This window comes from Orlajensenia flava, assembly GCF_004801905.1.
GTDB classification, from domain to species: Bacteria; Actinomycetota; Actinomycetes; order Actinomycetales; family Microbacteriaceae; genus Orlajensenia; species Orlajensenia flava.
Genome location: NZ_SSSN01000014.1, coordinates 1 through 12,526, shown reverse-complemented (window position 1 = coordinate 12,526; position 12,526 = coordinate 1). Strand labels below are relative to the sequence as shown.

General features: G+C 69.3%; 14 protein-coding genes. All 14 read right to left on the bottom strand.

What is annotated here, in order from left to right:
* Positions 1-4: 4 nt before the first annotated feature.
* Positions 5-1,018, bottom strand: a complete 1,014-nt coding sequence (locus E6C70_RS14855; protein WP_136425287.1) for a 1-phosphofructokinase family hexose kinase — start codon at positions 1,016-1,018, stop codon at positions 5-7.
* A complete protein-coding gene (locus tag E6C70_RS14850; protein ID WP_136425286.1) occupies positions 1,015-1,803 on the bottom strand; it encodes a DeoR/GlpR family DNA-binding transcription regulator in 789 nt (262 codons plus the stop codon). Before E6C70_RS14850 ends, E6C70_RS14855 begins: the two co-directional genes overlap by 4 nt.
* A 165-nt stretch (positions 1,804-1,968) precedes the next feature.
* Positions 1,969-3,492 carry a lysine--tRNA ligase gene (lysS, locus tag E6C70_RS14845; RefSeq protein WP_136425285.1) on the bottom strand — a complete coding sequence of 508 codons (1,524 nt, stop codon included), beginning with the start codon at positions 3,490-3,492 and terminating at the stop codon, positions 1,969-1,971.
* Between the two features lie 21 nt (positions 3,493-3,513).
* A complete protein-coding gene (gene panC / locus E6C70_RS14840) occupies positions 3,514-4,362 on the bottom strand; it encodes a pantoate--beta-alanine ligase (protein ID WP_136425284.1) in 849 nt (282 codons plus the stop codon).
* A complete protein-coding gene (locus E6C70_RS14835; RefSeq protein ID WP_136425283.1) occupies positions 4,359-5,120 on the bottom strand; it encodes a Rossmann-like and DUF2520 domain-containing protein in 762 nt (253 codons plus the stop codon). The genes panC and E6C70_RS14835 overlap by 4 nt, the downstream gene beginning before the upstream one ends.
* Positions 5,117-6,646, bottom strand: coding sequence for a PH domain-containing protein (locus tag E6C70_RS14830; protein ID WP_136425282.1), 1,530 nt, complete (start codon positions 6,644-6,646; stop codon positions 5,117-5,119). Before E6C70_RS14830 ends, E6C70_RS14835 begins: the two co-directional genes overlap by 4 nt.
* The gene (locus tag E6C70_RS14825; RefSeq protein ID WP_136425281.1) at positions 6,643-7,161 is read right to left on the bottom strand and encodes a PH domain-containing protein; all 519 of its coding nucleotides are present in this window, start codon (positions 7,159-7,161) and stop codon (positions 6,643-6,645) included. The genes E6C70_RS14830 and E6C70_RS14825 overlap by 4 nt, the downstream gene beginning before the upstream one ends.
* Complete coding sequence (locus E6C70_RS14820; protein ID WP_136425280.1) at positions 7,154-7,618, bottom strand: DUF3180 family protein; 465 nt, start codon at positions 7,616-7,618, stop codon at positions 7,154-7,156. Before E6C70_RS14820 ends, E6C70_RS14825 begins: the two co-directional genes overlap by 8 nt.
* On the bottom strand, positions 7,615-8,139 hold the full coding sequence (gene folK / locus E6C70_RS14815; RefSeq protein WP_136425279.1) for a 2-amino-4-hydroxy-6-hydroxymethyldihydropteridine diphosphokinase: 525 nt from the start codon (positions 8,137-8,139) through the stop codon (positions 7,615-7,617). The genes E6C70_RS14820 and folK overlap by 4 nt, the downstream gene beginning before the upstream one ends.
* Positions 8,136-8,507 carry a dihydroneopterin aldolase gene (gene folB / locus E6C70_RS14810; RefSeq protein WP_235833552.1) on the bottom strand — a complete coding sequence of 124 codons (372 nt, stop codon included), beginning with the start codon at positions 8,505-8,507 and terminating at the stop codon, positions 8,136-8,138. The genes folK and folB overlap by 4 nt, the downstream gene beginning before the upstream one ends.
* Positions 8,500-9,291 carry a dihydropteroate synthase gene (gene folP / locus E6C70_RS14805; RefSeq protein ID WP_136425325.1) on the bottom strand — a complete coding sequence of 264 codons (792 nt, stop codon included), beginning with the start codon at positions 9,289-9,291 and terminating at the stop codon, positions 8,500-8,502. The genes folB and folP overlap by 8 nt, the downstream gene beginning before the upstream one ends.
* A 28-nt stretch (positions 9,292-9,319) precedes the next feature.
* On the bottom strand, positions 9,320-9,916 hold the full coding sequence (gene folE, locus E6C70_RS14800) for a GTP cyclohydrolase I (RefSeq protein WP_136425277.1): 597 nt from the start codon (positions 9,914-9,916) through the stop codon (positions 9,320-9,322).
* A gap of 13 nt (positions 9,917-9,929) precedes the next feature.
* A complete protein-coding gene (gene ftsH / locus E6C70_RS14795; protein ID WP_136425276.1) occupies positions 9,930-11,951 on the bottom strand; it encodes an ATP-dependent zinc metalloprotease FtsH in 2,022 nt (673 codons plus the stop codon).
* Positions 11,952-12,064: 113 nt separating this feature from the next.
* Positions 12,065-12,526 (bottom strand): hypoxanthine phosphoribosyltransferase (gene hpt / locus E6C70_RS14790; RefSeq protein ID WP_136425328.1); only part of this gene is annotated, 462 nt, incomplete at its 5' end.

Genomic DNA, 12,526 nt, shown 5'->3' with positions numbered 1-12,526 from the left:
TCCTTCAGTGCTGCGCGGCGTCTGCGCCGTCGCGGAGGTGGATGGATTCGGGGTCTTCGAGAGGGTTCGGGTCGAGCGCCACCGGCTCGATGGCGGCCGCATCGACCTGGTCGCGGGTGGGAACGATGCTGCCGGGGAGGGATGCCGCTGCCGCACCGGATGCGACGGCTCGCGCGAGGCACCGGTCGGGGCGCTCACCCTCGACGGCGGCGACGAGGTAGCCGGCCAGCGAGCAGTCACCCGCGCCGACCGTGCTCCGGGGCAGGATGCGGGGAGCCGGGGCGAACCAGGCGCCGTCATCGGTGGAGAGGACCGCTCCCGTGGCGCCGAGGGTTACGAGAGCCGCCACCACGCCATCGCGATCGAGCGATCGGGCGAGGGCGAGGGCTGCCTCCGGGTCGTCCTCGAGGTCGTCCCCCGCCTCCACGCCCACGAGTTCAGCGAGCTCCTCGGCGTTCGGCTTGATCAGGTCGACGGCCACACGCGCAGCGACGAGTGCGCGCAGCGGCGCGCCTGAGCTGTCGACCGCGATGCGAGGCGGGCGGGCGTTCGCCTCCCGGACGGCGCGTACGACACGTGCGTAGAAGTCGTCGGGCACACCGGGAGGAAGGGACCCCGCGAGGACCAGCCAGTCGGCGCCCTCCGACACCTCGGCCACGAGGGCGATGAGGGCATCCTGGTCGTTCTCGGCGAGAGTCGGACCGGGCTCGTTGATCTTGGTCGTCGTGCCGTCCAGTTCGGTCAGGGTCAGGTTGGCCCGGATGCGACCCTCGATCGGCACAGCGCCGAACGGAACGTCCTCGGCGCGGAGCGCGGAGAAGAACGGATCCGAGGTGGCGCCGGGCAGTACGGCGAGGGAGTCGACGCCTGACGCACGCAGCGCCCGGGTAACGTTGACGCCCTTGCCGCCCGGATCCTCGCGGGTCTCGAGGGCGCGTTGCACCGCGCCGCGCGCGAGTTCGCCGTCGAGTTGTACGGTGCGGTCGAGCGACGGATTGACGGTGAGCGTGACGATCATGCGAGCACCACCTCGACGCCGTGGGCCGCCAGGGCCGAGGCGAGCAGCGCCGGCGGGGGCGCATCCGTGATGAGGGTGTCGACTTCATCGAGCCGCGCGAACCGCACGAGCGTCTCGACCTCGAGCTTGGACGAGTCAGCGAGGACGACCACCCGGCGGGCGGCGTGGACCATAGCCGCCTTCACCGCGGCCTCCGCCTCGTCGGGCGTGCTGAGACCGAACCCGTCGCTGACGCCGTTGGCCCCGATGAAGGCGATGTCGGGGCGCAGGTCGGTCAGTTGCGCAATGGTGGACGGACCCACCGCGGCTCCGGTGATGCCGCGGATCTTTCCGCCCAGGATGCGCAGAGCGAGGTGTGCGCTCGCGTTGAGGGTGGCGGCGATGGCCAGAGAGTTGGTCGACACGTCGATGCGGGCATCGGGCGCGGCAGGCTGACGAGCTGCGAGCAGTTCGGCGAACTGGGCGGTCGTGCTGCCAGCGTCGATGAGGAGCGAACCGCGGAAGGTGTCGGGCACCTGACGCAGCGCGGCCCGGGCTATCGCGCTCTTCTGCTCCCGGGCTTGATCGCTGCGATCGGCGAGGCTGGTCTCGGCGATCGTCGTGCTCTGTGCTGAGACGGCGCCTCCGTGCACGCGGCGCAGACGACCCTGCTCCTCGAGCAGGTCGAGGTCGCGGCGGATGGTCTCGGACGCCACGCCGAATTCACGGGAGAGCTCCATCACCGAGACGCGTCCGACGCGGGCGATCGCGGTGCTGATCCGATCCTGGCGTTCCGTTGCGTACATGCTCGATCCTCTCCGTTCGAGGATCATTCACCTTCGAACGTTCAGACAGATTCCCACACATTCCAACACAAAGCAATACATTCACAGAATTAGCCACATGTCGACGTGGACGCCTAGGCGCGACGAATCAACCCGACCTGGTCGGTCGGGCTGCGTAGCGTCTCGCTACTTGACGAGCGGGAAGAGGATCGTCTCGCGGATGCCGAGGCCCGTCAGCGCCATGAGCAGACGGTCGATGCCCATGCCCATGCCGCCGGTCGGCGGCATCCCGAACTCGAGTGCGCGCAGGAACTCCTCATCGAGGCGCATCGCCTCGGGGTCGCCGCCGGCGGCCAGGCGTGCCTGTTCGACGAAACGATCCCGCTGGACGACAGGGTCCACCAGCTCGGAGTATCCGGTGGCGAGCTCGAACCCGCGGATGTACAGGTCCCATTTCTCCACGACCCCCGCCAGCGACCGGTGCGCGCGCACGAGCGGCGAGGTGTCGAGGGGGAAGTCCATCACGAAGGTGGGACGCTCGAGGCCGCTCTTGACGAAGTGCTCCCAGAGCTCCTCGACGTACTTGCCATGCAGGGGGTGGTCGATCTCGATTCCCTCCCCGTCCGCGATCGCCCGAAGCTCGGCGATCGGCGTCTCGGGCGTGATCTCGCGCCCCAGCGCCTCCGAGAGCGAGCCGAACATGGAGATGCGGCTCCAGTCGCCGCCGAGGTCGTACTCGGTGCCGTCCGCCCACGTCACGGTGTGACTGCCTGAAACGGCCTGCGCCGCGTCCTGGATGAGGGTCTGCGTGAGGTCGGCGATGGTGCTGTAGTCGCCGTAGGCCTGATAGGCCTCGAGCATGGCGAATTCGGGCGAATGCGTCGAGTCGGCGCCCTCGTTGCGGAAGTTCCGGTTGATCTCGAAGACGCGCTCCATCCCGCCGACGACGGCGCGCTTGAGGTAGAGCTCCGGCGCTATGCGGAGGAACAGCTCGGCATCGAAGGCGTTGGAGTGCGTCACGAACGGACGGGCGGATGCCCCGCCGTGCATCACCTGCAGCATCGGGGTCTCCACCTCGATGAAGTCGAGGTCGTCGAACGTGCGGCGCAGGCTCGCCACGGCCTTCGCCCGGTCGCGCACGTTGGTGCGGGCCTGCTCGCGGGCGATGAGGTCGAGGTAGCGGCTGCGGACCCGGTTCTCCTCGGAGAGTTCGGTGTGCAGGTTCGGCAGCGGCAGGATCGCCTTGGACGCGATCGTCCAGTCATTCACGAGAATCGACAGCTCTCCGCGCCGACTGGTGATGACCTCTCCCGTTACGAACACGTGGTCGCCGAGGTCGACGAGCTCCTTCCACCGCAGGAGGCTCTCCTCCCCCACCTCGCCGAGGGAGACCATCGCCTGGATGCGCGACCCGTCTCCGGACTGCAGGGCGGCGAAGCACAGCTTGCCCGTGTTGCGCAGGTGCACGACGCGGCCGGCGATGCCGACGGTCTCGCCGGTCGCGACATCCGTCTCGAGCGCGCCGAAGCGCGCTCGCACGCCGGGGATGGTGTCGGTCACGGGGACGGAGACGGGGTAGGCGCCGCCGGCGGCATCCGTGGCTGTGGCTATCAGCCGCTCGCGCTTGGCCAGTCGAACGGCCTTCTGCTCGGAGACATCCGCGGCGATCTCCTCGGCAGTGGGCTCGGGCGTCGTCTGGTCGTCGGCCATGGTGTCTTCCGGTCGGGGCTGCTACAGCGTGATGGTGGTGTTGTCGATGAGACGTGTGCTGCCGACTTGCGCGGCGACGAGCACGGCTGCCTCGCCGCGGTAGCCGTCGGAGACGGGCAGGAAGGTCTTCGGTTCGACCACGACGAGGTAGTCCAGCTTAACGGCGTCGTGGTCACCGAAAGCGGCGGCACCCTCCGCGAGCGCCTCGCCGAGCCCGGACGCAGCGGACGCCTCGACCGCGCCGAGGGCCTCCGACAGCGCCAACGCTCCGCGACGCTCGTCGGCTGAGAGGAACCGGTTGCGGCTCGAGAGCGCCAGTCCGTCCGCCTCGCGCACGGTCGGCACGACGTCGATCTCGATCGGCAGGTTGAGGTCGGCCACCATGCGCCGCACGATGTGCGCTTGCTGAGCGTCCTTCTGGCCGAACACGGCGACATCGGGCTGCACCAGATTGAACAGCTTCGCGACCACGGTGAGCATGCCGTCGAAGTGACCGGGTCGGGATGCGCCCTCGTACAGGGTCCCGACATGTCCCGCACTCACCCGCGTCTCGGTGGCACCGTCGGGGTACATCGTCTCGACGCTCGGAGCCCAGATCGCCAGGACACCACTGTCGGCGAGCGAGACGGCGTCGGCCTCGAGGGTGCGCGGGTAGCGGGTCAGGTCGGCCTGTTCGGAGAACTGCAGCGGGTTGACGAAGATCGACACGATGACGGCGTCGGCCACGCTCGCGGCGTGGGCCACGAGCGCCCGGTGCCCCTCGTGCAGCGCTCCCATGGTCGGCACGAGGGCGATCCGCTCTCCCGCCGATCGAGCGGAGCCGACGAGGGCGCGCAGGGTGGCGATATCGGAGATGATCTGGGGGGTCATGGGCTTTCCGGTGGAGGGGCGCCGAAGTCGTCGCCGGTGTGAAGGTCGGCCACGTCGATGCTAGCCGAGCCGGTGCGGGCCAGCGCTGTCTCGACCGACGAGCGAACGAGTGGCGCGAGCACGGCTCCCGCATCATCGACGCCGATGCTGCGAAGGATCCCGGTCGCCTGATCGACGATGGCGCTCGAGAACGACACCGCCGTCTCGATCGCCTCGGCGTACGCCGGGCGGTCGGCGTCGGCGACGACGAGTGGCTCACCGCCCATCTCCACCACCAGCGCCTGGGCGATCGGCAGCACGGGGGACGGAGCCGAGACCGCGAACCAGGTGCCCGTGAGCCGGGCGATGTCGATGCTCGTCCCGGTGAACGTCATGGCCGGATGCGCGGCGAGCGGGATGGCGCCTGCGCCGAGGGCGGGCTGCAGCACCGACCAGCCGTACCGCGCCGAGGTGTGCAGCACGAGTTGGCCCGCCTGCCAGGTGCCGGTGGCCGCGAGCCCGGCGATCAGCGGCTCCAGTTCGGCATCCGGAACGGCGAGCACCACGAGTTCACTGCGCTCGACCACCTCCGGAACCGTGAGGATCGGCACACCGGGCAGCAGCGCTTCCGCACGCTCTCGGCTGGGCGCCGACACGGCGGCGATGCCCACCACGGCGTGTCCGGCTGCCCCGAGGGAGGCGCCGATGACCGGGCCGACCCGACCCGCTCCGATGATGCCGACCCCGAGCCGTCCGGCGCGCTGCGCCGGATCACTCACGAGGCCCCCCAGTGATGACTGGTGTCCACGCTCGCCCACTCGACGGCGTCGGCCGCCGTGCGCCGGTACAGCGCCAGCGCCGTGTCAGCGGGGACGACCTCGAGTGCCGCGGCGACGGGACCGGAGACCGTCTGCATCCGCACGGACGCCAGCCGCAGCATCCGATGCACCGGCCCCTGCTCGAGCGCCACGCTCTGCAGGCGCGCGAGGGGCACGACGACGAGGTCGCGCGAGAGCACGCCGCGGCGAAGCAGCACGATGCTGCCGTGCTCCCGGAACCCCGTGCGACGCCAGGAGAACGGACGCAGCCAGGCCGCCCGCCGCGGAGCGTTGGTGAACCCGTCGTCTCCTCCGCGCGAGACCATTCCGCTCTCGATGATGCCCTGCGCCTCGGCATCGGTGAAGGAGGGCAGGATGAGGCCGAGCACGGCCCGCACGTCCGCGCCGTTGCCGACGGGCAGCACGGTCGTGTTCTCCCGGTTCTGGCGGTCACGGCTCGCGTGACCGGCGGTGTTGACACGCACCCGCCACCACCCGAACGGACGCCACAGCAGCGGCTGGTCGACTCCGATCGCGTGGATCCGACCGGGCGGAAGGGTGTCGTTGTTGGTGGAGAGGAGGCCGTATCCGACCCGCACGCCGTCCGGTGTGCCGGCGATCGTGTAGCGCAGCTGACGGCTGACCCGCCGGATGTAGAAGCTGCCACCACCGAGGATGACCGGCAGCACGACGAGGACCGGCCAGAACTCGCCCTGCGAGAGTCCGATGGCGATCGCGATGATGAACATGACGAGCACGACGGTGAAGCCGGTCAGCACGACCGAGCCGATCAGGCGGAGGAGGGGGATGCGCACGACGGACTCCGGCGGCGCCGCATCCGGATCCAGCTCCGGCGCCAGGAATTCCCCCACCCGCCGGTTCACCAGGCCGCCGAGGCGCGCGCCTGTCGACGCCGATGCGTCCGGATGCTCTGCGCCGTCCTGATCGAGGGCGACCGGCTCGGTCGCCTCACGGCGCGCCCCGCTGGCGAGTGTGAGGATCTCGCGGCGCAGCTCATCCGTCGCGGCCGAACCCAGGTAGGCGAGCTGAACGTTGGCGTCGTTTCCCGCCACGGTGATGTCCAGCTTGGCCGCACCGAAGATGCGGGCGAGCAGGTTGCGGGAGATGCTCACGCCCTGGATGCGGTCGAGCCGCGCACGACGGTGGGTTCGCAGCAGGATGCCGGAGCGCACCTCGACGAGGTCGTCCGTGATGCGGAAGGTGTGCATCCGCCACGACACGGTGAACACGGCGATGATCGCCAGGAGCACGCCGAGGACGCCCAGCAGCGCCCAGCCGACGAAGCCGTGGTTGACGATCTCGTCGATCGGGTCGTCGCCGAACTGGGGAACGCGGAAGAAGAAGTCGACCAGACGTTCGCGCAGGTTCGCGATGACGAATCCGGCTATCGCCACGAAGGCGAGGCCGCCGCGCAGGAGAGGCGTCGCCGGATGCAGCCGGTGCCAGGCGCCGTCCGCGAACCTCACAGCCCGGCCCGTCGCGTTTCCGCGAGCGACACCAGTCGGTCGCGCAGATCCTCGGCATCCGCTTCGGGCAGGCCGGGGATGGCGACTCCCGACGCCGCGGCGGCGGTCACGAGTCGCAGGTCGGCAAGCCCGAGCACCCGCGACACCGGACCGCGTGTGATGTCGACGAGCTGCATGCGCCCGTACGGGACGGCGACGAACCGCTGGAACATGATTCCGCGACGGAACACCAGGTCGTCCGCTCGCAGGGCGTAGCCGATCGAGCGCACCCGCCGCGGTTCGATGATGATCGCGATGAGGAAGCCGACGCCGATGACGGGCAGCACCCACGGGATCCAGCCCCATCCGGCCACGAGCCAGAGGAAGACGGCTGCGGCGCCGATCACGACCGCCGAGACGATGCGTCCGACGATCGCCACGACGAGATACTTCGGCGACACCCGTCTCCACTCGACGTCGTCGAGTTGCAGGCGTCTCTCCGGCCCAACGGTGGGGATCGTCTCGTCATCAGGCATGCGCGTGCCCCTCGTCATCGTCGTCGGGAGGGAGGATGCAGAAGGACTCGGCGACCAGGCCGGCGACCAGCAGCACGAGTGCCGCCAGGCTCGACACGACGGTCAACAGGATGGGGCCGGTCGAGGCGATCGCCGTCCTGCTGAGCAGGTAGACCAGCACGCCGACTCCGCCGCCGAGCAGCAGCGCGGCCGCCAATGCACAGGCCTTGGCGAGCGCCGCGGTCCGCATCGCGCGGAAGGGGTCGATGCGTCCGGTTGCCTTGCCGCGCACCGCACGCCGGATGGGGATCGCCAGCGCGACGACCGCGACCGCGATGATCACCAGTGTCAGCGCGAGGGTGAGTGGCGGGATGAACACCGCGTGCCCCGACGCCGCCGTCGCCAGCTCGAGCAGGAACGTCGCGACGGCTCCCACCAGGCCGAGTGCGATGAGAGTGGACGCGTGCGTTCGATTCATCGGGCCCCTCCGGGAGTCCATGGCCGAGTGGTGTCCTCGATGCCCGCGAGCAGTTCGTCAACGCGCCCGATTCCGGGCAGCTCGGCGTCGGGGTCGGCCGCGAGCCAGGGGGCGAGCACGAAGTCGCGCCCGGCGGCGCGGGGGTGGGGAAGCGTCAGCTGCGGTGCGTCGGAGACGATGTCGCCGTGACAGACGATGTCGATGTCGAGCGTTCGATCACCCCAGCGCTCGTCGCGCACGCGTCCGTGGTCGGCCTCGATGCGGTTGACCTGGTGCAGCAGCTGCTCGGGCGCCAATGTGGTCGCCACGACGGCCACGGCGTTGAGGTAGCGGGGGGCGAACTCGTCGACACCGTGCACCTTCACGGCCCGGGTCTCGACGATGGGCGAAAAGGCGAGCAGACGGATGCCATCCGTTCCCGAGAGCTCCGAGACCGCCGTGTCGATCTCGCGGGCGCGGTCGCCGAGGTTGCTGCCCAACGCAAGCACCGCCTTCCTCTCGCCCGCGCGCAGAGCGCTCATGCGCGGCTCCTCGTGATGGTCACGCTCACGTCGTCGAAGCGCTCGGGAATGGGGGCGTTCGGCTTGTGGACAGTCACGCGGGTGCTCAGGACCGCCGAGAACCCGAGCGCGACACCGGCGATACGATCGGCGACGGTCTCGATCAGGTCGACCGGGTCGCGCCGCACGGCATCGGCCACCGCGACCGCGAGCTCGCCGTAGTGGACCGTGCTGTTCAGGTCGTCGGCCCTCGCCGCGCGCGCACTGTCGAGCCAGACGGTCACGTCGATGACGAACTCCTGGCCATCGCGGCGCTCGTGCTCGAACACCCCGTGGTTCGCCTGCACCCGCAGCCCCGTGATGCTGATGCTGTCGGCGTCGCTATGCACGCTCTCCACCTTGCCATGCCTGCACGACATCCAGGGCGAGGCGCGTACCGATGACGTCGTGCACGCGCACGGCCCAGACGCCGGCACGCGCAGCCAATGCGCTGATCACCGCGGTGGGCAGGTCGCGTTCGACGACAGGCGCACCGGATGGCAGGAGCTCACCGAGAAATCGCTTGCGGGATGCGCCGACGAGCAGCGGGCGACCGAGCGACGCGAGCTCGTCGAGCCCGGCGAGCAGCGCCCAGTTGTGCTGCGCCTCCTTCGCGAAGCCGAGCCCGGGATCGAGGACGATGCGCGACTCAGAGATGCCAGCGCCGGTCAGCGCGTTCAGCCGATCCGACAGCTCGGCACGGACCTCGGCGACCACGTCGGCGTAGACGGCGAGGGAGTTCATGCGCTCCGAATGGCCCCGCCAGTGCATGGCCACGAAGTCGATGTCGAGGTCGGCCACCGCTGCGGCCATCTCGGGATCGGCGAGACCGCCCGAGACGTCATTGACGATGCGGGCGCCGGAGGCGACGGCCGCCTCCGCCGTCGTCGCGTTCATCGTGTCGACGCTCACCGTCACGCCCGTCTCGGCAAGAGCCGCGATGACGGGCAGGACGCGGCGCTGCTCGGCTGCGGGATCGACGCGCGCGGCCCCGGGCCTGGTCGACTCGCCGCCGACATCGATGAGGTCGGCACCCTGCCCCGCGAGCTCGAGGCCATGAGCGATCGCCGCATCGGCGTTGAGCCACCGTCCGCCATCACTGAACGAGTCGGGAGTCACGTTGACCACCCCCATGACCAGGGTGCGGTCCAGTGCGACCGATTCAGCCACGAGTCGAGGACCCGATCAGGGTCATGAGCTCCGCGCGTTGCACCGGGTCGGTCAGGCGCCCTCGGCTCGCCACGGTGACCGTCGAGCTGCCGGTCTGACGCGAGCCACGAGCCACGACGCACCGGTGGACGGCATCCATCACCACGAGCACCCCTCGCGCCTCCAGCCCCTCCTGCAGCGCGTCGGCGATCTCCTCGGTCAGCCGCTCCTGCAGCTGAGGTCGGGCAGACAGGGTCTCCACGACGTCCGACAGCTTGCCGAGGCCGACCACTCGCTCTCCGGGTTGGTATGCGACGTGGACGACACCGACGAAGGGCAGCAGGTGGTGCTCGCAGATCGAGCGGAACTCGATGCCGCGCACCATCACGGCGTCGCCGGTCTGCGGGAGGCCGTCGTCGCTGGAACCCAGCGGAACGGCATCCTTCAGGTGCTCAACCGGGTCACGGTGGAGCCCGCCGAAGAACTCGTCGTACGACTCGGCCACGCGTCGCGGGGTCTTGACGAGCCCGGGACGACCCGGATCCTCGCCGATGGCGAGGAGGAGCTCCGTGACGGCCGCTTCGATTCGTGCCCGGTCGACACCGGTCATGGGTGCCTCCGGGCTAGGCGGTCGCCGGGCGGGGGTTGGATGCGCGCTTTCGACTGGGCTTGGTGGCCTCCTCGGAGGCGGCTGCGCCCGAGTCGACGCCACCGTCGACGGCTCCCTCGTCGATCGGAGCCTTCGCCTTGGGGAAGGCGATGGGCGGGCGGTCCGACAGCGGACGCTTCTCGCTCGAGACCCACTGCGGGCGCTCGGGGAGCTTGTTGATGTCCGTGAAGATCTCCGCGATCTGGTTGTGGTCCAGCGTCTCGTGCTCCAGCAGCTCGGCCGCGAGGCGGTCGAGGATGTCGCGGTTGTCGCTGATGACCTGCCAGGCCTCATCGTGCGCCTGCTCGAGGAGGGCGCGGACCTCGGCGTCGACCCGCTCGGCGAGCCGCTCGGAGTAGTCGCGCTGGTGTCCCATGTCGCGGCCGAGGAAGACCTCGCCCTGCGACTGGCCCAGCTTCACGGAGCCTACGGTGGCACTCATGCCGAACTCGGTCACCATCTTGCGAGCGGTCGCCGTGGCCTTCTCGATGTCGTTGGACGCGCCGGTGGTGGGGTCGTGGAAGATGAGCTCCTCCGCGACGCGACCGCCCATGGCATACGTCAACTGGTCGAGCAGCTCGTTGCGGGTGATCGAGTACTTGTCCTCGAGCGGCAGCACCATCGTGTAGCCGAGGGCGCGACCACGCGGAAGGATAGTGATCTTCGTCACCGGGTCGGTGTAGTTCATCGCCGCGGCGGCTAGCGCGTGTCCACCCTCGTGGTACGCGGTGATGAGCTTCTCCTTGTCCTTCATCACACGGGTGCGACGCTGCGGGCCGGCGATGACGCGGTCGATCGCCTCGTCCAGGGCACGGTTGTCGATGAGCTGGGCGTTCGAGCGAGCCGTCAGAAGGGCGGCCTCGTTGAGCACGTTGGCCAGGTCGGCACCGGTGAAGCCCGGCGTCTTGCGGGCGACGACCTCGAGGTCGACACCCTTCGCGAGCGGCTTGCCGCGTCCGTGCACCTCGAGGATCTTCTTTCGGCCGAGCAGGTCGGGAGCGTCGACGCCGATCTGGCGGTCGAAGCGGCCGGGACGCAGCAGGGCAGGGTCGAGGATGTCGGGACGGTTGGTCGCCGCGATCAGGATCACGTTGGTCTTGGGGTCGAAGCCGTCCATCTCGACGAGCAACTGGTTGAGCGTCTGCTCGCGCTCGTCGTGTCCGCCGCCTAGTCCGGCTCCGCGGTGACGACCGACCGCGTCGATCTCATCGACGAAGATGATGGCGGGCGCGTTCTGCTTGGCCTGCTCGAACAGGTCGCGGACGCGGCTGGCGCCGACGCCGACGAACATCTCGACGAAGTCCGATCCCGAGATCGAGTAGAACGGCACGCCCGCCTCTCCCGCGACGGCGCGGGCAAGCAGGGTCTTACCGGTTCCGGGAGGGCCGTACAGCAGGACGCCCTTGGGGATGCGGGCGCCGACGGCCTGGAACTTCGCGGGCTCCTTGAGGAAGTCCTTGATCTCCTGCAGTTCCTCGATCGCCTCGTCCGCTCCGGCGACGTCGTCGAAGGTGACCTTGGGACTCTCCTTGGTGACGAGCTTGGCGCGCGACTTGCCGAACTGCATCACCTTGTTGCCCCCGCCCTGCATGCCCGAGAGCATCAGCCAGAAGAACAGTCCGATGAGGATGATCGGCAGCAGGAAGCTCAACGCCGAGAGGAACCAGTTGGGCTGGGGCACCTCATCGGTGTAGCCGTCCTTCGGAGCGGCATCCGTGACCGCCGTGACGACCTCGGTGCCCCGAGGAGCGACGTAGTAGAACTGCACCTGCTCGCCGTACTTCGGGTCCGCGCTGGAGAGCGTGAGGTCCACACGCTGCTCGACATCGACGATCTTCGCCGACGAGACCTTGCCGTCCTTGAGGAACGCGAGTCCCTGCTGGGTCGAGACCTCCTTGAAGCCGGACATGGTGATCAGGCTCGACCCGATCCACACGGCAACGATGGCAAGCAGGATGTAGATGAAAGGGCCGCGCAGGAGCTTCTTCACGTTCATGGTGCTATGAGGGTATCGCCCGTCAACTGCGTGCGTGCTGCGTGTTCGCTGACGGCGGCATGAGCGTCACGCCGCGTCGCGCTGCTCGAGCAGCCCGCGGGCGGCGGTAAGCGTCAGCTGTACACGTGCGGTGCGAGGATGCCCACGCCGCGCAGGTTGCGGTACTTCTCCGAGAAGTCGAGCCCGTAGCCCACGACGAACTGGTTCGGGATCTCGAACCCCACGTACTTCACGTCGACGTCCACCTTGGCTGCTTCCGGCTTGCGCAGCAGCGCGCAGATCTCGACGGATGCCGCCCCCCGCGACTCGAGGTTCTCGCGCAGCCAGCTGAGGGTCAGACCCGAGTCGATGATGTCCTCGACGATGAGCACGTCGCGACCCGTCAGGTCGCTGTCGAGGTCTTTGAGGATCCGCACGACGCCGCTCGATTTCGTACCGGCCCCGTAGGAGGAGACGGCCATCCAGTCCATGTCGGCGTGGATCTTCAACTCGCGGGCGAGATCCGCCATGACCATAACGGCGCCCTTGAGCACGCCGACCAGCAGCGGCTTACGGCCGTCGTAGTCGACCTCGAT